Annotated in this window: 9 protein-coding genes; 7 read left to right on the plus strand and 2 right to left on the minus strand. The window is 49.5% G+C overall.

The genetic code is table 11. The annotated features are described in order from the left end of the window. The first annotated feature begins 12 nt into the window (after window positions 1-12). The 7 genes from EKN16_RS29575 to EKN16_RS29610 all read left to right on the plus strand — a co-directional run bounded on the left by EKN16_RS29575 (window position 13) and on the right by EKN16_RS29610 (window position 13,134). Complete coding sequence (locus tag EKN16_RS29575; RefSeq protein WP_125664939.1) at window positions 13-1,539, plus strand: type 2 periplasmic-binding domain-containing protein; 1,527 nt, start codon at window positions 13-15, stop codon at window positions 1,537-1,539. Window positions 1,540-1,628: 89 nt separating this feature from the next. After that, a complete protein-coding gene (locus EKN16_RS29580; protein WP_164523049.1) occupies window positions 1,629-2,507 on the plus strand; it encodes a carbohydrate ABC transporter permease in 879 nt (292 codons plus the stop codon). Between the two features lie 17 nt (window positions 2,508-2,524). After that, window positions 2,525-3,358 (plus strand): carbohydrate ABC transporter permease, encoded by an 834-nt coding sequence (locus EKN16_RS29585; protein ID WP_125664943.1) that lies wholly within the window; start codon window positions 2,525-2,527, stop codon window positions 3,356-3,358. 191 nt (window positions 3,359-3,549) lie between these two features. Next, the gene (locus EKN16_RS29590) at window positions 3,550-5,988 is read left to right on the plus strand and encodes an alpha-L-rhamnosidase-related protein (RefSeq protein WP_125664945.1); all 2,439 of its coding nucleotides are present in this window, start codon (window positions 3,550-3,552) and stop codon (window positions 5,986-5,988) included. Window positions 5,989-6,024: 36 nt separating this feature from the next. After that, a complete protein-coding gene (locus EKN16_RS29595) occupies window positions 6,025-11,847 on the plus strand; it encodes an S-layer homology domain-containing protein (protein ID WP_232016615.1) in 5,823 nt (1,940 codons plus the stop codon). 471 nt (window positions 11,848-12,318) lie between these two features. Beyond that, window positions 12,319-12,672, plus strand: a complete 354-nt coding sequence (locus tag EKN16_RS29605; protein ID WP_221226788.1) for a transposase — start codon at window positions 12,319-12,321, stop codon at window positions 12,670-12,672. Continuing rightward, complete coding sequence (locus EKN16_RS29610; protein WP_125664949.1) at window positions 12,673-13,134, plus strand: DDE-type integrase/transposase/recombinase; 462 nt, start codon at window positions 12,673-12,675, stop codon at window positions 13,132-13,134. Between the two features lie 95 nt (window positions 13,135-13,229). On the opposite strand, the gene EKN16_RS29615 is transcribed toward EKN16_RS29610, so the two are convergent. Continuing rightward, complete coding sequence (locus EKN16_RS29615) at window positions 13,230-16,313, minus strand: hypothetical protein (protein WP_125664950.1); 3,084 nt, start codon at window positions 16,311-16,313, stop codon at window positions 13,230-13,232. A gap of 87 nt (window positions 16,314-16,400) precedes the next feature. Then, window positions 16,401-21,824, minus strand: coding sequence for a DUF4838 domain-containing protein (locus EKN16_RS29620; RefSeq protein WP_125664952.1), 5,424 nt, complete (start codon window positions 21,822-21,824; stop codon window positions 16,401-16,403). Window positions 21,825-22,119: the final 295 nt, after the last annotated feature.

Raw genomic sequence — 22,119 nt, forward strand, 5'->3', positions numbered from 1 at the left:
GGGGGTCATGAAATGATTCGATCTAATAAATGGTATAAAACATTGGCTGTCGCCATGATTGCGATGCTGATTCTGTCGGCTTGCAGTTCCGGCTCCGGCGGAAATAAAGAGCAGGCATCCGGCAACAATCAGCCGAAGCCGAGCGCAAGCACAAGCGAACCCGCAAAAGCGGAGGATCCGAAACAACCCGTCGAGAAAAAAGTAATCGTCGTCGATCCAGGCGGGGATTTCACCGACTATGCGCCGACGACGAGCATGGAAAAATCCGACGCCAACCCTCACCCCTACAATGAAATTCGGGTATTGGCGGACGAATGGGAGAAGCTGCATCCGGAAGCGAAAATCGAGATTTTATCGCCAACCAAATCCAAAGACCGCAAGGTAGCCATCGCGCAGCTAGCTGCCGGAACTGCCGCGGATATCATTTACCAAATCGGCGTATTCAAGGACGAGGATTATCCGAAGGGCTGGGTACTGCCTTTCGACAAATATTTGGATATGCCTAACCCTTACGCGGAAGGTAACGCGAAATGGAAGGACTTGTATAACGAAACTTGGTTGAACAAATCAGGCGACGGTAAGGTGTATTACATTCCTATTGACGCGGTGCCGATCGGCATTATTTTCAATAAAGAGCTGTTTGCGAAAGCCGGTATTGACAAGCCGCCGGTGACGTATACGGAGTTCTTCGAAGCGGAGAAAAAACTAAAGGCGATTGGCGTAGCACCGTACATGCCGATCTATCGTTGGTCCGACATTACGCTTGAGACGGCGGTATTCGCCAAGAAGATCAAAGAATGGGACGTCCTTACGCCTAACGGCATCATCGATCAGGAAGAATTCGTTCGCGCGTACAAGAAAGACTTGTATCAAGTCGATTCCCCAGAAAACCGCGAATACTACAAGCTGAAAAAAGAGAAGACGGACGGATACCCTAAAGGGTGGAACAGCACGGACGCTTATAAGGCGTTCGTTACCGGAAAAGTGGCCATGATCGAAGCGGTCGGCATTCATATGCGCAATGTCCAAGACGATAAAGAACGCAAGTTCGATTACGGAACGATGTCATTCCCGATCTTGTCGCAAGAAGAATCTCCATTCGGGGGAGCCAACACGATTCGCGGAACGGCAGGCTATGCTACGGCATGGCAGTTGACCAATTCGGCCGAGAAAAAAGGGACGGCAGATCTCGCGGCGGACTTCCTGATGTATTTAACATCTCCGAAGAACAACGCCCGTCTAGTAAACAAACTGGAAGCAGCCATTCCGGCCGCGAACGGCGCGGAAGCCGTAGAAATGTTCAAGCCCATGTACGACCAGTTCCAGCAGGATTATAAAGACGGCTATTTGACTTGGGGCGCTTTCTACGCTGCGGTGCTAGCGGGTCCCGAGTACGGCCAAGCTTATGAAAAGTTGTCCGTCGATTATTTGCTAGGTTCGATCAGTTTGGATAAATTGTTCGTCGAACTCGGGAAAGCGATGAAGAAAAGTGTGAACAGCCTCGTTCAGCAGCACAAATACGACGAGTCGAAGTGGTAATGTGACTTAACTTGGTGTCGGAGCGCCAGCTGGCAATAGGGGCGCTCCGACATCAAATCTTAATACTGTTATTGATGGGAGAAGAACGTATGGGATATGGTAGACGGCTTTACCGGGCGAAACTTTATTATTTGTTTCTATTGCCCACGTTGGCGATTTTGCTTATCTTCGGTTTTTTCCCCCCATTGTCCGCGCTTTATCATGCATTCACGAACTGGAACGGGGCGACAGCCGAGTGGGTAGGGTTGCAAAACTTCGAATATATGCTCGAGGATTCCTTCCTGCTGGATTCCATATGGAACATGCTGTTTCTGCTCGTTGTAGGCTTGATCTGCGGGAATGTCATGAGTCTTATCGGGGCGGCACTAGTCTTTAACCTGAAGCATGCCAGGCTCTCCGGGTTCTTTCGATACATGTTCATCTTGCCTATGGTCGTTCCGGGTGTTGTCGTTTTGCTGCTCTGGAAAAGCCTAATGGATCCGTTGACGGGATTATTCAATACGGTGTTGGCATCGTTTGGCTTGCCGCATGATTATGGATGGCTAGGCGACCCTTCAATGGCTTTGTCATCCATCGTGTTGATCGGTTTCCCGTGGGTTGCGGGATTAGGTTTTCTGATTTATTTGGCGGGGTTTCAAAGTATTTCCCAAGAAGTGATCGAGGCAGCCGAAGTGGAAGGCGCGGTGGGAGTACGACGCTTTTTCCGCATAGATCTACCCTTGATTACCGGGCAAATTAAGCTAATGGTCGTCCTTGGGATTATAGGGGGGCTTCAGGGGTTTGGCGTACAACTCGTGCTTACAAAGGGCGGGCCGGGTTCAGCTACTGCTGTTCCGGGCTGGCTTATGTACGAGCAGGCCTTTTCATATAGCAATTTCGGATACGCGTCGATGATCGGATTCGTTATCTTTATCGTTATTCTGGCTATCACGTTCATCAATATGAAATTTATCAAAGCGGATCAATAGATTCGGAGGAATGATATATGAAAGTTTTTTCCAGAAGGTTCTCGGCAGGGCAGTTGGTTTCCCATATCGCGTTGTGGGTTTTGCTGCTGCTAACGGTTTACCCGTTTATTTCGATGTTGTTTAAAAGTGTCAAAAACTTTGATCAGGATACCCATAATCCTTGGGGAATCACCCTTCCTTTCTACTTAGAAAATTATTCGCTCGCTTGGGAGACAGTTCGTCCTTTCATGATGAACACGGTATTCATTACCGCCGCGGCGACGTTAGGGATCGTTATATTTTCTTCGATCAGCGGGTTTATACTGGCACGATTCGTGTTTCCGCTGCGTGAGGCGATCTTCTACATCATCATTTCGCTGATGATGATTCCTGGAATTCTATCTTTGATTCCGTTATTTATCCTAATCCGCGATCTGCAACTGATCGATTCGAGTTGGGGGCTGATTGGACCTTATATTGCGGGTGGAATCCCGTTCGGAATATTCTTGATGCGCGGATTCATGGAGAAGCTCCCGGGCGAGTTGTTCGAGGCGGCTTATATCGACGGGGCATCCATCTTCCAATCGTTTATGCGGATCGCTGTACCGCTTAGCCGACCGATTATTACGACTTTGGTCATCTTGAACATTCTCAATACGTGGAACGATATTATTTTGCCCTCCATCGTATTAACGGACGATGCCAAGAAGACGGTGGCCGTCGGTCTATTGACGTTCACGTCGCAATTTAACGAGCAAGTAGGACCTTTGTTCGCCGGATACATCATAACCAGCTTGCCATTGCTTCTGTTCTTTATCATCGCTTCCAGGCAATTTATTTCCGGCATGACCAGCGGAGCGCTGAAGCTGTAACGGAAGGGGCGGGAGCTTGAAGACAGTCGTTACGGTAACTTAATGAACGGTTCGAAGTCGCGGGCCGATAAAGCGGAGCTTCAGCGGTACGCCGTTTCCGTAGGCGGCAATAACATGAAAGTATTGAAGGTCGAAGGGGAATAGGGCTATTCCCGGATTACACGATTATTCGCGAACAGCAGGAGGTCAGAATGGAGCAACACAGAACATGGCAGGCACAATGGATTTGGAAGCAAAAGACTGAAGTCGCGGCGCGGGAAGGCCAGCATGAGTTGGTCTATTTTCGAAGAAGCTTCAGTGTTCCGGAGGGGGACGTCGGCGCTCTGGTCGTCCGGGTTTCGGCGGATAGCCGTTACCGATTATATTTGAATGGCAAATCGGTTTCGGTCGGTCCATGCAAGGGGGACCGGTATACGCATCATTACGAGACGGTCGATTTGACGGAGCATTTACGTCCTGGGAAAAACGTGCTGGCGGCAAAGGTGCTTCATTTCGCCGTTTCGGAACCGTTTGTTCTCGGCGCGGGGGGGCCTGCATCCGTCTGGCGCTCCAATACAGGTGCTTTTTTCTTGGAAGGCGATCTTGTCGATGAAAATGGTTGCGTTACCACTGAGTTAAACAGCAGCGAAGAGTGGGTTTATTTGGAGGATCGGGCGCTTTCGTTTCATCCCGGCGAGCTTGAAACGCTGTATGTCGGGGGAGTAGAGCGTGTGGACGGGATGTTGTTGCCGCACGGTTGGGAAGAGATCGAGTATGAAGACCGGCATTGGGACAAAGCCTCGGTAATCGCTAGCGCATACGACCCTACGTATGGTCAGCTTACGCCTTGGCCGCTTACTCCGCGTCCAATACCGCCCTTATATGAAGAAGAACGGGGATTTCGCTCGATTATGAGAATGGAAGGCGGTCAAGGGGGGGAGCCCGGGTTCCATCTCCTTCATGAGGGGCGGATACCGGGGGAAGGCCATGGATTCGAATTGAAAGCCGGACATCGGTTTATGATCGAGCTGGATGCGGGTGAATTGACGACGGGTTACTTGTGTTTGGCGATGATCGGAGGGCGGGGGAGCAGCGTTCGTATGCTCTGCGCCGAATGCTACGAGGATCCTCAGGAATCCACGATTCGCCGCAACAAAGGGGTTCGCGACGATTCATCGAAGGGACTCCTGATCGGGGAGGAAGATGTCTATCGCGTTCAAGGATTCGGGGATCCCTCTTTGGAACGCTATGAAGTATACGAGCCGTTTTGGTTTCGTACGTTCCGCTTCGTGCGGCTCCAAGTCGAAGTTGGCAGCGAGCCGCTTATCCTTCATCGGTTGAACTATCGCGAGACTGGTTATCCGCTAGAGATTCAAGCAGATTTTCGCAGTTCGGACGAATCGCTGCGCAAGCTGTGGGATATTAGCATCAATACGTTAAAGCGTTGCATGCACGAGACTTATGAAGATTGTCCTTTCTACGAACAGCTGCAATATGCGATGGATACTAGGCTTCAGGTTTTGTTTACCTATCAGTTGAGCGCCGACGACCGGTTGGCCCGCAAAGCGATATTCGACTTCCATAGTTCACTTCTACCGAACGGGATGCTTCAAAGCCGATATCCTTCTCTATTTCCGCAAATTATTCCTGGGTTTTCGGTCTATTGGATCATGATGGTTCACGACCACTATCATTATTTCGCCGATTCTGAACTCGTCAGGATGTATTTGCCTACGATCGATGCGGTGTTGGGATGGTTCGAACGACAGCTTGACGAACGAGGACTTGTCGGGCAAATGCCTCCGCAGTATTGGTCTTTCGTGGATTGGGTCGAACATTGGCGAGATTTCGCGGGAGTGCCTATTGCCAATCAGAAGGGGCCCCTTACCGTACTCAGCATGCAATACGTTGCGGCTCTGAATGCGGCCGCGGAACTGAACGAATTTGCCGGCAGAGCTACGACCGCAGAAGAATACAGACTGCGCGCAGACAACGTCAATGAAGCGATCCGCGTAAATTGTTGGTCGGAACAGCGGCAACTCTTTCGGGATGGTCCGGATGCGGAGGAATATTCGCAGCACGCCCAAATATGGGGGGGACTATCCGGCACGGTGAGCGGTGAAGTAGCGCGTAAACTACTAGAAACGATGATGCGCGACTCTTCTTTGCCGAACGTCTCTTATGCCATGGCATTTTTCCTGTTTCGAGCTTTATCCGATACCGGACTCTATGAACTCTCTTTCCCACTATGGGAAACTTGGAGGCGGCTCGCGGATCTTAACCTGACGACTTGGGTTGAGGACCCTGTCTCGCAAAGAAGCGATTGTCACGGCTGGGGAGCGACTCCGCTCTATGAGTTTCCCGCGGAAATATTAGGCGTGAAACCCGCCGAGCCGGGATTTAAGCGGATCAAGGTTCAACCTCGGATAGGCCATCTCGCTTGGGCGGAAGGCAAAGTGGCTACGCTGCAAGGGACGGTGCATGTCAAATGGGAGTTGGATGACGATGGCCGGTTTCGCCTGTATGTTCAGGGACCCCGCCAAATTCCGGTAACCGTGGAGCTCCCGAACGGACAAACTTTTACGGTTCCGGAAGCGGATAACTATGAAGTCGTCGTTCATTTGCGTTCTGCCGATTCGATTGTTGAATAATGCACGACCCTTGAGGAGGAATGGAAAGTGAAACGCATGATCATGTCCATGGTTTGTTTTTTTCTGTTGTCTGCAAGCAGCTTCTCCCTGATAGGCGCCCCTAAAGCACATGCGAGCGGAGGCGCGGAAAGTTCCGCGGCTTTCGAGCCGGTGCGATCCGCGACCGTCGAAGATCTTAACGGTAATCCCACGCTTCACGTCAATGGCAAACCCCAGCCTCTCATAGGCTGGTTCCAGTGGGATTGGTATCCGAGAATGACGCAGACGGCTAACTATGCAGGCATTCACATCTACCAGCCTAGACATACGACCGGTTACCCGACGCTGGAAGTATGGCTCCCCGAGATGCAGAAGATCGCTGAGAAAGATCCCAAGGCTTATTTTCTCCCGATCTTATGGCTTGGCACGGACTTTTCGTTCGGTTTTGACAGCGCGAACGCCGCGGAAGTCAATGTCGACAAAGGCGCCTCATGGGGAGCGAATTCCTATGGTTCCAAGGAGTGGAAAAACCGGGCGGAGCTTTTCCTGAGGGAACAAATCCGTCGTTACGAAGCTAGTCCGATGAAGGATCGGATTCTTGGTTACATGCTCAGCGGCGGGAGCACGGGTGAATGGTTTAACGTCGACACATGGGCCAATCGCGATTTCGACCGAAGTGTCAGCAATACTGCGTCGTTCCGGGAATGGCTGAAACTCACATACGATTCGGATCTCGGCAAGCTGCGCCAGTCTTGGAACGATTCTACGGTTACTTTTGAATCCGCTTCCATTCCGGTAAAGGCTAGCGGCGACCCTTTCCTCAATCCCGCTTCGGATCGCAGTGTAATTGATTATGTGCAGTATCAGAACAAGCAATTATCCCAGTTCATTGCGGATCTGGCCGGCGTCGTGAAGGAAGAGACAGGGCGCTCTAAGCTAATGTCCGTGTATAGCGGTTATACAATGGCATTCGGCCAATATGGCCCGCTCTCCGGAGAACTGGACATAGAAACGCTGTTGAATAGTCCGGATATCGATCTGCTCTATTCACCGTTGGATTATACGCATCGCAACCTGTCGGACGGGTTTACGAGCGTACACGGGGCGATGGATTCGGCCCGGTTGCACGGCAAACTTTACGTTGGAGAAGATGATTATGCCACCCATATCGGGACGGATACGCACGGAGCCCCCCCGCTTTCCGATGGCGTTGATGGGTCCCTTGCCCTGCTGTGGCGGAATTTCGGCTTTGCGCTGACGAAGTCGTACGGCTTGCATTGGTACGACGATACGGGATACGGCGGCTTTAACAACGCCAGAATGGTCAACGAAATCCGCAAGATGAATCAATTGGCCAATGCCGCCGTGAACCTTCCCCGCAAGTCGGGCGCGGAAATCGCGCTTGTCGTTGACGAGTTCTCGCAGATGGTTCAATCCGTCTCCGGCTCGTCCGTGAACGAGAGGCTTAGGCTCATTCGGGAAGAGTTGTCCAAGGCCGGGGCGCCGTATGATATCGTGCTGCTGTCCGATGTGCTTTCGGGCAGGGCAGATCCGTACAAGCTGTATTTGTTCGCCAATGCCTACGCTTTGAGCGATGATCAGCGAACCGCGCTGAATCAGTGGGACAAGACGGGGAAAACGGTCATTTGGTTATATGCGTCGGGTTATTGGAAAAGGGACGCGAGTCAAGCCGATCGGCGCTCGGCGGATCAGATCGGCGAAATAACGGGGTTAGTGACGACGGAATCGGCGCCTCAATCGTATCGGATCGCCGCGGTCGACGACAACGCTGAACCGCTGCTCGCCGGAATCGCGCCGGGAGAAGAGCTGGGCGGATCCGATTCGCCGATCCCGATGTTCGCGGCCGAGGAATCGGACGGCGTTCATGTGCTTGGCCGCACCGGCTCCAAGGTTACCGCCGCTTATAAGCAGCATAGCGGCGGCAAAGAAGTGTGGATCGGTTCACCGTCCATCTCTTCCGTACCTTTCTACCGAAATTTGGCCGATGAAGCGGGAGTTCATTTATATTCTAGAAGCGGCCTCCAGGTAAACGCGAACGAATCGTTCGTAACCGTAACGCTTCCGGCAGCCGGTACGGATACGGTCTATTTTCCGGATGCAACGCCCAAGTACGATGTAACGAATGATCGGATGGTCCAACCAGGCCAAGACGGGAAACTGGCGATTGCAACGGCCGGTCCGCAAACGTTGGTTTATTATAACGGAAGCAAGGAAGACCTTCATTTGAACGGCGGCAATGCCTATTCGACAACGCTGGATCGGTTCGTTGTCCGTTTATCCGGCGAGACGCTGGAACATCAGCTGTTGGAGGCGACTCAACCTCGAACGTTGGAAGCAATAGTCGGATCCTTGCTTAGCTTTGACGTAACAGGCGTAACGCCCGATGGATATTACTTCTATAAAGACGAAATGACGGAAGCGCCGACATGGTCAAGCAGCGATGAAGCCGTCGCGACGATTACCCAGTCCGGCCGATTGACCGCCCTTGCCCCAGGCCAAACCGTCATCACGGCTACTGTGGGCGGAATTAGCAATTCAGTTACTTTGACGGTTAAGCAACCGTTGGGAAATTCACTTCTTCCACTTATGGCGAACGCCGCATGGAGCACCTGGTCGATGACGAATGGCTGGCATCCGTACACATTCGGGACGGGCAACGCCTTCGGGATTTCGAACGTCATGACACAGGTCATATCGGAAGACGGCAAAACATACGACGGCGCGTACCGCTACGAGCCGCTGCAGTCTGGAGAGCAGGTAAGCGGATCGTTGGATTCATTGCAGGTACCCAACAAGAAAGGGGTCAAAGCCGTCGCCACGTTCCGCTATCCATTGGGCACGCCCGAAGGAACATACAACTCGCTTATTCTCGAAGGGTATAAGGAAGGCGGTGCAGGAAGCCTGTTCGTGCTGCAGAAGGATCTGTCCGTCACGGGAGCGGGAACGACATTGGAAGCGGATCTATCCGCTTACGCAGGTCAGAAGATCAGAATTGATGTGAACGTGCGGAATAAATCCGCTACGGACGTCACCTACGGTAAAATCGATCTGACGGAGCTCAAGTTGGTCTTCGAGGACGAGCCGCCGCAGAAGAAGATTCAGAAGCTTTTGTTCGCAGATAAGAACAAGACACTGCAGGTGGATTCGACGGAATCACTGGTCGTTCAGAAAATTTATAACGATGGAAGCCGGGAGCTGTGGGCGCCGGGCGGAGACTCCGTCTTCTTTAGCAGCCGTCCCGATTTGGTTGCCGTATCGCCGCAAGGCGTCATAAGGGCTCTAGGTAAAGGGACGGCGGAAATTACATTGGTGACGGATGAATTTGTTGCCAGAAGCTATGTCCATGTCATCGGCGATGAATATGTTTATTCGGATTTGCTGCCGGTGTTTGCCGAGGAAGGGACATGGACCGTCGAACCGACTTATGCCTCTTTTCCGTTTGGAACTTCTACGGAATACGGCGGGGCTTCCAGGCCGGTATCCGTCACGATGGAAGATGGTCGTTCATACGCGAATCCGATCTTGATTACTAGCAATGCAAGCGGAACGGGAATCAACGGGCGCATTGCCATGCAGGTTCCTGATGAGCGGGACGTTCATCTGACCGGCAAGTTCGGCTTCGTTAACAATGCGGATTACGAAGGCCAAACGGTGACCTTCTACATGCGTTCATGGGATCCGAAACAGCCCTTTTACAATTCATACGCCATTGCTTACGACGGACAGCTTGGAACGTTCGATATTGACGTCTCCGCCTTCCGAGGACAAACGTTGGACAATACCGACATTTATTTGCTGAAACCGGACGGATCCGCTTTGGAGATAGGGCTGGTCGAACTCAACTTCCGCATGAAGCTGCCCGTCGAGTCAGGGGCTGCCGCCTTGATCGCTGATAAGCCCTATTCTTTGCTCGGGATCGGCGACGAGACGAGCTTATCCGTAACCGAATTAACGGATACAGGCGTTTACCGTACGCCTTTGTCGCCGGTTGCATGGAGTACCGAGCAGACGGACGTCGTCTCGGTCGCGAACGGTCGGTTAACGGCGTTAAAACCAGGCATCGCCATCGTTCAAGCGGACATGGGGTCCATACGTGTGCAGATGGTTGTTGAGGTTCGGCCGGATGGACTGATAAGGGGGCAAGCTGCGGACCCTTATCGATGGACCAGCTTGGAGAGGCTGCCGCAATTTTCCTTGGACAAAGCGGATGTGTCTTACAGGTATGTGGGCCTGCATGTAAGAGAACCAGTCATGCCGTCGCCGACCGTGACATCGCCGGAGCAAGCCGTTGAGATTAACGAATCTGAGTATACGATTAAAGGAACCTCTGCGGCGGGATCGCGGGTCCAAATTTGGAACGATCGGAACGGAAACGGTTGGCTGGACGATCAGGACACACTCGCGGGAGAGCAGCAATTGGGAATCGGCGAAACCGAATTCGCGATCAGGGTTCAATTTGCAGGGAAGGGTTCCTGGCATTACCTGGCGACCGGTTCGAACCTCATCGGAGAGCGAAGCGCAGAGGCGGCAACGCCCGTCATTTCTTACGCGGGAGCATTCGGAGGAAGTAATCCGGGCGATGTGCCATTGCCCAATCCCGCCACGGGAATCGAGACGAAGATGAACGGAATCACCGAGTCCTACGCTACAGTGACGTTAAGAACTAGCGGAAACCGTCAAGTGTCGGCAGTCGTACTTGATGCGGGCAAAATCAGGTCCCTTATCGATCGCAACGGCGGCGGCCAGCTTGGCGTCTACTTGACGACGGCAAACGATGCTGCGATTGAAGGGTTGACAGCCGAAGACTTGGCAAGAATGGCCGAAAAAGGCGCGTCTCTTGAAATCCAAACTCCTTGGTTGTCGTTTCCGGTGCATGCGGAGCAATTGGATTGGCAGGCTATCGCGAAACGTCTCGGCTCCGTATCCCTAAGCGAGATAGAGGCGAAAGTGACCATTCAGCGCTTATGGGATGACGATCTTGCTCGAACGAAACAGGCAGCAAAGACGCAAGGTTACTTATGGCTGGCCGATCCGATTGTCGTAAAGTTGACTTTTACGCATGCAGGCAACACGGTTGACGCCATTCATATTCCGGGAAGCAATATCTCGAAATCGATTGTTCTGTCAGCAGGGACGAATTCGAGCGGAACTCCGATTGGAATTGCCATCTATCCGAACGGTTCCATGTTCTCCATACCGACAACCGTTGACCATCGGGATGGCCGTACTTTTGCAGTCATACATGATCTGGCTGAGCATGATGTCTATGCCGTCATTGAAAACCCGCAGCGATTCTCCGACCTTGAAGCCCATTGGGCGAAAAACGAAGTCAATGAGATGGGAGCGCGGTTAGTCGTGTCGGGTACGGGATCCGCGAAGTTTGAGCCGAACCGCATGGTTCAACGATCGGAGTTCGCCGCTATAATCGTGAGAGGGTTCGGATGGATGCGCCCTGACGCAATTACAAGCGGATTTCCCGATGCGGGGAACGGGGCATGGGACCAAACGCCTGTAGCAATCGCCGCCGAGAAGGGGCTCGTCTCCGGATTCGGTGACGGATTGTTTCATGGGCAGGTCGCCGTGTCTCGTGAGCAGGGAATGATCATGCTTGCGAACGCGCTTCGTTCCATCCAAGGCAACTCCTATTCCCCGCTGGGTGCGGAAGAAGCAAACCGGATCTTGTCCGCTTATCGGGATGGAGATCGCGTTTCTGGGTGGGCCAGAGAGTCTGTTGCTTACCTCATCCAGCAAGGTATCGTGAAAGGCAATAACGGACGTATTCTGCCCCAGGAAAGTATGAACCGAGCTGAGGCCGCCGTTCTGGTACGGCGAGCATTGAACGATTCAGGCCTAATCTAGAAAATGATTTGTTATCCTGTTGGTATGCCTAGGCTGTTGCTGCGGTGTGGGATGTGCAAGCATCTTGCCGCCGATTAAGCGATAATGCAAACCGTTCGTTTGTAATCTTGGGTTGTGCCCGCACGTTATCCAATAATCCGATCTAGTCAACATTTTACGGAACAGCAATACCTCCAATAAGAAGAATGCGGAGGAACAGATTCGGCAGTTCTCCGAATATTACCACCTCAGATTGCCTGCCTAGAAAAACGACGATCGAAGGGATTCAAGCTCTTGTAAGCAAAGTTGCCGAAATGCCGTCGCACGTTATTCTTCGCTACGGCAAATTCTATGCTCCAGTACATGGGGACACCCTGAAGTTCATAGCTATTTAACGATCAAAAAGCCAACCGTTTAACGTTTAACGTGGTATTATCCCCTTTAAGTAGACACTCAGAAAAAACCTTATGGTACCATGAGGAATGAGTGAACTTGGAGGGGATTTTTGTATGGCTAAAAAAGGACAAACATTCAATCAGTATACGGATTAAGTTAGCGGCAATAAAGGAATACATAGAGGGTTCAGTCAGCTACAAAAGGGTAGCCGAGAAGTTGGGGATTAGACATTGCACCCAATTAAAGGTGTGGGTGAAAAAATGGTTGAGCGGAGAGGCCTTTGACGTGCGCGGAGAGATAACTAATCCACTTTCTGGACGTCCTCGTACGAACTTTAGCACCGTAGAGGAAGAACGGGATTACCTGAAAGCGCAGGTGGACTACTTAAAAAAGCGGTATCCAAATCTAATAAAGGAGAAGCCCCTAGAAAGCGAGATAACTATGAAATAGTTGAGTCGACTCATGAAAGGCCTAGCCATCCAATCGGTTATTCGTAAGAAGCGAAAACAATCCAATTACACACCTTCGGTCGTGTTTCCGAATCGCCTAAAGCGCAAATTCCATGCCACAGCGCCTCAACAAAAAATGGTCACCGATATTACCTATATTTCCGACGGTACGAACTTCCATTACCTGTCCGTCATACAAGATTTATTCAACAATGAGATTGTGGCTTGGCAGCTGTATGAACGGAATGACGTTCAGCTTGTGCTGGACACTGTCGAGCAATGGACAAGAAAAAGAGACGTTTCGGAAGCCGTGCTCCATTCGGATCAAGGCATACAGTGTAATTCAGAAACGGAAATTCGGCAAGCTGTGGAAGAGTACATCTATTATTATAACTACCACCGCTTTCAGGCTAAACTGACACAACGCGCACCGATTGAATACCGGTGCGCGCTGGCAGCATAGCTTTTTTCTAATGTCTACTTGACAGGGGTATGACCGCCATTCGGGCGGTCTTTTGCATAGTGATGCTTTAATGCTCGTATTTAATCATCTTCATTTTAATAGCTGCTAGGGAGGGCGTACAGCCTTCCTTCACCGGGTAGAAGCTGCTGAGAGATCATTCCCGTTGAAACATTATAATTCGTGCTCACTTCCAGCCCTGTAGATTTTGAAACCTCTGTCACGGTTGCAGGTTTGGGATTCACACGGAAAGTGAAATTATCAGTGTTATCTAATGACTTATTGACAACCATAATATACTTACGATTACTCGCATTCTTGAAGTAGGATATGATCACATTATCGGAGCCTTTGTCCGGCTGCCAGAACAATGACGACGGTACACTTTGCGAACCGGCTTCCACAACACCCGAATGATAAACGCCTTGCGACGTTAAGCTCATCAAAGTGTTGCCCAATTTTTTCACTTCCGTATTCAAGTTTTTAAGAGAGATGAATAAATCCGTCGGGATGCCGTTGGCGTCGATAATGCCGTTATCGAACCGTGTAGAGCCTTGACCGGTCGGAGTCCACCACGTGAACCAGTACAATGCTTTGTTTCCATAAGCGAGGCTTGTATACACATTAAATCTCATTTCATCCTCGACCGGGCGCCTGAAACTGCTGGGGATGCCGAACGATTGCAAGAAACTGGCTGTAGGCACCCCTTTTTTAAGCCCCATGGAACGGATCAATTCTTTATTCCGATAATAGCCGATATTTATTCCGGACCCGTAAACTATCGGATATTGATCGTAAGTCAAGTAGCCCAAATTCGATGAACCCGCTGCATCGACAAACTCCTCCAGATAGTCTTGATAACACGAACTAAATACCGCTCTGAAATAGAGATCCGAGCTTTGCGCAATACCGTTTACGTATGCGTTTCCATCGTTATATACATTTGCAGTAGATTGGCTTACCCATCCGACGGAATTGTCCCCGCCGCCGCTATGGGTAAGTTCAAAGTAATAGGTTGTGTTCGGCTGCAAATCGGCCCAAATATAAAATCTAGGACGGTCGCTGTTGAAGGAACGGTTTAAAGTAGATTTACCGAGAACCTGTTGCTTGGACGTATCGTTGTAGAGCGTTAACGTTAAATATTCATCCGGTGACCATTGCGTCGGCGTGGAATCGATATTTAATTCAATATATTGCATTACTCTGTCAAGTGTGGATGGCGTTTTAAAGGTCTGACCCAGTTTATTTGTTAAAGTGACGAATGAACCGGTGCCGGTAGACGTTTGATTAATGGATTTATCTTTAGATAAGCGGTCTTTGTATACCTTAAACCAAAAATCGTAGGACTTGGCTGCTCCATTCTCATATGCACTTCCTCCTGCATAAACATCGGCAGATGAGCGGGTCACCCATCCGATAGAGTTATTACCTCCGCCACTATGGGATAATTCCCAGTAATAGGAAGTATTTGGTGATACGCTTGTATTGAGAAGGAAACGCGGGAACTGGCCATTTCTGGACTCTGATAAAGTGTAGGAAGCAATTCTTGTTGTCTTGGAAGGTGAATTCCATAAAATTAAAGTCAATGCTTCGCTGCTGCTCCAACTTGTAGGGTCTAAATACAGCTCTATATAATCGATATAGGAGCAATCGGAAGGGGTGGTGAACGTTTGTCCGAGAGGGTTGGTACTGGTAACAAAGCTGCCGCTGCCTGTCTGTGATTGCGTTAACGCAACAAGAGAGTTCGCACGGACCTGTTCCCCGCTTTCATCAAACGAGGATAATAAACGCGGATACCGATTTGAATAGAGACTGAAATAAAAATCATTATTTTTTGCAACCCCGTTTTCATAAGCATCTCCGAATAAAGCATTTTGTGTTGAGGCAGTTACCCAACCAACCGAATTGTCTCCTCCTCCATTATGGGTTAATTCCCAATAATAGGAGGTGATAGGGGAAACGACAGCTTTTATTGGGAATCTGGGGTAGTTGCCATTGTTGGTTGCTGATAAAGAAGCCGAAGCAATTTGCGTAGATTTGGAAGGCGAATCCCACAAAGTTAAAGTGAGTGTTTCCCCGCTGCCCCACTGGGCGCTGTCCACATTCAGCTCAATCAAATCGATAAAGGTAAATTCAGCGGGTGTATAGAAAGTTTGCCCAAGCCGGTTTGTACTTGTAACGAAATAGCCGGATCCCGTTTCCAATTGAGCCATAAAGGAAAACGGAGCTTTCTGGGAGGTTTTATACACTTGGAAATAAAAATCGGAATTTACGGCTGTACCATTTACATAAGCGGTTCCGTTCGAATATACATTCCCTGATGAAGAGGCAACCCAACCGATGGAATTGTCTCCTCCTCCGTTATGGGTTAATTCCCAGTAATAGGAGGTGTTTGCGGTAACGGAGGCTTTTAGAGAAAATCTCGGGTACAAATTAGTACTCCCGGCGAGTGTACTTGAAGCGATAAGGGTGGTCTTAGAAGGCGAGTCCCATAGTTTCAATGTCAGCGTTTCCCCGCTCCCCCATTGATAAGGGTCCACATTTAATTCGATAGAATCTATATACGTACAGTCCGATGGTAATGTGAAAGTTTGCCCAAGAGGGCTTGTGCTTGTAACAAAATAGCCGAGCCCTGTAGAGGTTTGCGATAACGCAATAGCGGGGGATATCTCGGTTTCAACGTTAGTTGGATTGATTGGCAGCAAATTAATAAAATTCACAGCATCCGGTTTTTTGAGTAAAAATCTGCTGTTTGCATTTGCAACATACGGGATTTGGTTAGCAAAGGGCTCATCCATGACATAGTATCCACCCAAGGCAGCGTGGTTCTTATAGCTGTCAGCCATTGCATCGATTTGCGCATCAGTAGCGACATTGGTATAAATTTGATTAAATCTTGCATCGGAAGCAATGACTTTCATTCCTCTAGTCTGTGCTAAATCCAACATCGTATTGCTGATTGATTCCGTCAGTAAATCCGTACCAGGTGTATTAATGATCCAATTAATATTTGCTTCTTGCAAATAATCATATTGCGCAGCATTCGTGTAAGCTGCGACTGGCGGCCAGTAAATGCCGATTTTAAAATCTGAGTTGGTATATGCGGAGGATTTATGCGGCATGGCCATAATCAGGAAAATAATTGCGGAAACGGCTGCTAATTTTAACCTACCTCTACTCATAGTTAGCACATTCCTTCCATAATAGATTGAAAATTCAGAATTATTATGACAAGAAAGATCGGTGGGAGTCGAATCCCACCGATAAGATCAGTTCATTCTAATGATTTCTGCGTCATCGAAGAAAATGGTATCACCGTTTTGGAAATCTGATAAAAGGATCAGCAGTTGAGTGGCCGTGACCGTCTTGCCGTTGTAATCAGCAGCTGCGTCGAACTCGAATGAATGAGTCATCCATTTTCCGTTAGATGCCGATGCCTGACTTGGATCGGATACGATTCCTGCTATCGATTCAGTACCGTTCTTGGGCGTGATCACCCATTGTACTTTTCCGTTAGCTGCGGTTGTTTGATAATGGAACACTGCCATGTAATGGCCGGGCTCCAATGCCCCCATATCCTGGACAATCCCGCCAGGGTACCTGTATTGCGCGACCATGCCATATTGCCCCGTACGTTTTACCGTATCGGAACGCGTAATTCCTTCGGCGGAATACCACCATTTCTGGGGAAGACCCGTTGCGGCATCCCATAGTTCGAACGAAGGATCGTTATTGACTGTCGTGTATCCTTCCAATCGAGGGATAACAACGGCATTTGTGGATATCGTCCCGGTCGTTTTATAGGATATGGTGTAAGTTGCGCTCTGCGCCCACGGCTGCCTTGCAATGACAGGAACCGATAACTTCGCCGTACGGGAAATCGCATCCCAGGATACCAAGCTCGGAGAGATCGTAACCGCTTGATCATCGCCTATTTGCTGTATGGTAAAATCAGCTGCTGCGGGCATCTGTTCAGGCGCGTGATTGAATACAATATCGATTGAACCTTCTGCCGCATGGGCAGACGATATCGACGGTTTTTGGGACGGTTCGTCCACACGGATGATTTCCGCATCATCGATGTAAATCGTATCACCCGGTTGGAATTCAGTCAGCAAAATCAGCAACTGGGTGGACGTGACCGCTTTGCCGTTGTAATCAGCAGCTGCGTCGAACTCGAATGAATGAGTCATCCAGTTTCCGTTAGATGCCGAAGCCTGACTTGGACCGGATACGATCCCTGCTATCGATTCGGTACCGTTCTTGGGTGTGATCACCCATTGTAGTTTTCCGTTAGCTGCGGATGTTTTATAATGGAACACCGCGATGTAATGTCCAGGCTCCAGTGCCTCCATATCCTGGACGATCCCGCCAGGGTACCTGTATTGCGCGACTATGCCATATTGCCCCGTACGTTTTACCGTATCGGAACGAGTAATTCCTTCAGCCGAATACCACCATTTCTGGGGAAGGCCGCTTACGTCATTCCATAGTTCGAAAGAAGAATCGCTGCTGACAGTCGTGTATCCTTCCATTCGTGGAATCGTGACTGCATTTGTGAATATGGAGTCGGTATCCAGATAGGACACGTTGTAACTCACGCTCTGCGCCCACGGTTTGCCTTTAATACTGGGGACGGATAACCTTGCCGTGAGAGTGCTTGCATTCCATGATACCAAAGTCGCATCAACGGAGGCCGTCTCGCCACCGTTCATTTGCCGCACCTTAAAATCAGCTGCGGTCGGTACTTGTCCAGGCGCCTTATTGAATACAATGTCGATCGATCCTTCGGCAGCTTGAGCTGACGATAGTAAAGGCAATTCAAAAGCTTCATTCGCCTGGTATAGCTCGTAATCGTCAATGTACATCGTGCCGCCCTCGAAGAAGCCGTTGACAACGGCAGCCATCTGTACCTTTTTGACAGGGACGCCATTCACGCGAGCCGGGATTTTATCCATGATTTGAATGTTCTCCCACCGGCCTAGAGACAGGTAGAAAGGCTGCCGATCGCTCTTGATCGTAGACAGCTTCTGTCCGTTCTCATCAAGTAGATTCAGTTCGATCCAGATATCTCCGACCGTTCTCGTATCTTCGGTTACGTAGTATTTAAGCCGCGAAATGATCAACCCCGTCTTGGCATCGACAGTCTGGTTAATATCGCCGTAATAGAAGTTCTTCACAAAGATGCTTGCTTTACCGGAATTGACTTCGTTCGAATTGGCAGGGAATTCTTTCCGTTCGAATTTGCCGAAATTGACGATATTCGCATCCCAATACTTAGCCGTCACTTTGGTGTTGGCGGGATCGCCCGCTTCTTCAAAGGAAGAGTTCAGATTGATCGGTCCTTCATCGACAGCCCTCAGCAGCAGCTGAGCATAGTTCCGTGCCATTTCGGGCTGATCGGCGGCTGTCAGTTCATTCACTCTTTGCCTAACCGGTCCTCCGTTAGCTTCATGAGATTTGATGTAGTCGGCAAGTCTCCAGAAGGCATTGGCATTCAGACCAGACCATAGCAGCGTACTCTCGCTGCGGGGATCCCATTGATGCTTTAGCAGAATATCGTTCTTGAACTGCTCGACTAATTCCAGCCTTTTTTTGGCATAAGCCATTTTCGGCTCGAAATCGATGGATTTTGCAAGCAAGTCCAACGCGGAATTTGCATCCTTAAGCGGTCCAACGGCTTTGGGATAACTCAAGGCAGAAGCTTCGTAATATTCGAAGGCTTTAAGGAGCAGCTTGGCTCTGGCTTTTTGCTGATCCGTCTGCGCTTTCTCAACGGCCGTTTCCAGCCAACTTCTGCTCTGGGCGATCTCCTCATCCGTTACCGCCGATAAATAGGCCGCCGAGTTGTACATGAAATACACGATGTTTTTACGGCCTTGGAACCAATCTGTTTCTTTAATTCTGTTTTGCCAGAAATTTTCCCAGTGGTCGTAATAAGCTTTCAAGTAGGGGGCGGCCTCAGGCCCGACAGCTCGTTTATACCAATCGTCAAGCAAGGCGTCGACATCTTGCTTAGGATCCCATAACAGCTTGGTCATCAGCCATATTTTGGGTGCTTCTCCCCAATTCGGGAACAGTTCGCCGTAACTGGCAATGACATTATGATCGATGGCGTATCGATAATTGTCAGCCATCAAGTGATTGTAGATACGCGGCAGCACATAGGGAGTTCCATAGTTGTAATCGTAGAATCCGATATACTGTGCTTTCTTCAGCCATTTATCCACGATCGCCTGATCATGCGAGCGAACTTCGGGGTCGCTCCATGCGAGCCGATCTTTCGTCAAATAAGGCACGACGCGTTCGTTCAGCGCGAAAGAAGGCGGATCGTATACTTCTTGGTAAGCGAGAAGTCCGAACCACTTGTCCGGATATTTTTTAAGCACTTTCTCAACGACCTTGTTTACCCAACTGTAATAAATGTCGGACATATCCGGCAGTCCGAGAGAATTCAATTTATGTGGATTTTTCGGATGATTCGGCTGCGCTTCGCAGAAGCCTCCATTGTCGTTAACGCCGAGTGAAACCGATGAGGCGTCTGGATGGTCTCGGAAATAGACGTCAATCCAATCGACAGCAACCTGTACGGTTGCATCATTACTATAGCAAGGCTGCCAGCCGTAAAAATAAGCAGGAATGAGAGGATCACCGTTACTGTTATGCGGATAGTAATCGGGATGATCTTTGAGATAGACGCCAGGCAGAAACATTAACCATAAAGTATGATCGAACCCGATATTTTGAATACGCAGACGATTGCGGACTCCCCATTCATACTGTGTAGGGTTGTTGCCGCCTTCATTCACATATTGGAGAGGCCACATCATGCGTGACCAAAACGCCGGTTGTTGTTTGACATTTGTCAGCGGAACAGTCAAATCGGTAAGGTGGGGTACATCTTCTCCGAATTCCCCCGGCAGCAGCCACCGTACGCCGACATAACGCTCCAAGAATTCGTACACCCCGTATTCAGTACCTATATCTTTCCGCCCCACTATTGAAATATCGCTCTGACGGGGAAGGATGATGTAGCCGTCTTCAAGCATTCCATTCAGCATACTTGCGGCGTTCGTTTCTTGGCCGGGTGCGGCTTTACCGATATAAATCCGATTTTTACTCGTATTTCCGGCACTTTGGGAGTATTCCGTTTCAGTCATAACGGGCAGCTGCGCTCCGGTCGATTTGTATACATATTCTTTTAATGTATTTGCCGCAAGACTTACTTTCTTGGAAGCGTCGTCAGCCAGTATGATGATGGCATTGGGCTGCCCGTTCGCAATGACCGATAGAGTTCCCAGTCCGGTAGATGGATTGCTGGGTCCAGAAGGTGTTACCGATACCGGTGCCCCTGGCCCCTTGATGCTTATCGGCGCTTTTTCGAAGGAGGTTCCCTTTGCATGTTCCCCCATTGAAACGCTTTCAATCGTACCTTGACCTAACACTTTAATTAAGGCATTAACAATTAAGGACACAATGGTGGATTCGTTGCTCATGGTCAACTGCAGTCCGGTAGCCGTATCCGGAATATCCATGCGGTCAACCTTGCCCGAAAGCGTCAAGGCAATACCCGCAGCCGCGATTACCACTGTTTTAAAATTTCCATTCAATTTGACGGAAGCTCCTTTCGGGAGAGCTTCTTCCAACGTTACTTTAATGAAACCTTCATCTGTCAATTTTGATTCTTCAAGTATGGCTGATGTACGGATAAGTGCTTCTGAAATAACCGTATTCCCCTCCGCAACAATGCGGACGGTTCCATTCTTTTTATTAATCGTGATCGTAGAGAGGATGCTGTCGACAAGATGGATACTGTTTTCTCCACCGCCTTTAATTTCCGTATGTCCTTTAACGTTGACGTTTTTTAAATAAACGTCACCTTCCCCTATATTTGCCGTCAACAGCAGGTTTCCGGTAATGCGCATGTTCTGCAGCGTGACGCCGGCCGCATCGACGATATAGTCTCCTTCAATCGTTTGAACCCCTGTCGATGGGCCATAGGCTCCAGCGCTGTCTGCGGAGTGGGCAATCCTGTAATTTAAAGCCCTTGCCAAAGCGACAACGATTTCGGCGCGTGTAATTGTACTTTTGGGCCGGAAGCTGCCGTCCTTGTATCCGATCATCAATTTCTTATCAGCAACAGCAGCAATCTGTGTCTTACTCCATGCGGAGAAAGAGTCGGAGTCGGAGAAAGGATTTGCTGGTTGTTCTATGCCGCTCAATTTAAGTAACCGGGAGATCATTACCGCCGCTTCTTCGCGGGTTACTTCCCGCTGCGTTCTAATCGTCCCGTCCACATAACCTGTCACATATTCTGCTTTCACTGCTTTGGCAACTTCGGAGTACGCCCAATTGTCAGAAGCGACATCGTCGAATGAAATCGGTGCTTCTTCAACAAATCCGAAGGACCGGTTTACGAGAGTCATAAATTCACCTCTCGAGAGCACTTTATCTGGCCGGAAGGTATGGTCTTGATAGCCCTTAATAAAACCTTTATTTAACCAATCAAGCAGCTGTGTTTCCGCCCAATGGCCAGTCACATCGGACAAGCCAGAGATATCGGATTCGGTGTCCACACGATTTTCTTCTGCATTTGCATGTTTACCGCCGATCAAGGTCCCGAATGAAGAGGAGACCAGACACAGCATTAAGGTGACGATGATGAGCTTGTGCCACAATCGGTGTGCTTGCATACAATCACTCCATTCTCAAATAGTAAGCTGTGAGTTGCAATAAAACTTAAGCTGGCCCATGGTTGGGGAAGGGAAACGCTTACATTTTTGTTCCCTTTGAGCCATTTCTTAACCGATAATTGGTCGGATAGAACACCTCCTTAAATTATAGATTAAACATAATATATAATTTAAACTAATGTTAACTACATAATTTAGAATTTGTCAATACATTAGTCGTGCTCGTGAAATGCATAGTCCGCTATTGACATGCATAATACATTATATATAATCGTTTATATATCTAACTGTATGA

The sequence above is a fragment of the Paenibacillus baekrokdamisoli genome, assembly GCF_003945345.1.
GTDB lineage: Bacteria > Bacillota > Bacilli > Paenibacillales > Paenibacillaceae > Paenibacillus_Z > Paenibacillus_Z baekrokdamisoli.

Coding starts and splice junctions, on each gene's coding strand:
- EKN16_RS29575 (WP_125664939.1), top strand. CDS start 13: ATGATTCGATCTAATAAATGGTATAAAACATTGGCTGTCGCCATGATT.
- EKN16_RS29580 (WP_164523049.1), top strand. CDS start 1,629: ATGGGATATGGTAGACGGCTTTACCGGGCGAAACTTTATTATTTGTTT.
- EKN16_RS29585 (WP_125664943.1), top strand. CDS start 2,525: ATGAAAGTTTTTTCCAGAAGGTTCTCGGCAGGGCAGTTGGTTTCCCAT.
- EKN16_RS29590 (WP_125664945.1), top strand. CDS start 3,550: ATGGAGCAACACAGAACATGGCAGGCACAATGGATTTGGAAGCAAAAG.
- EKN16_RS29595 (WP_232016615.1), top strand. CDS start 6,025: ATGATCATGTCCATGGTTTGTTTTTTTCTGTTGTCTGCAAGCAGCTTC.
- EKN16_RS29615 (WP_125664950.1), bottom strand. CDS start 16,313: ATGAGTAGAGGTAGGTTAAAATTAGCAGCCGTTTCCGCAATTATTTTC.
- EKN16_RS29620 (WP_125664952.1), bottom strand. CDS start 21,824: ATGCAAGCACACCGATTGTGGCACAAGCTCATCATCGTCACCTTAATG.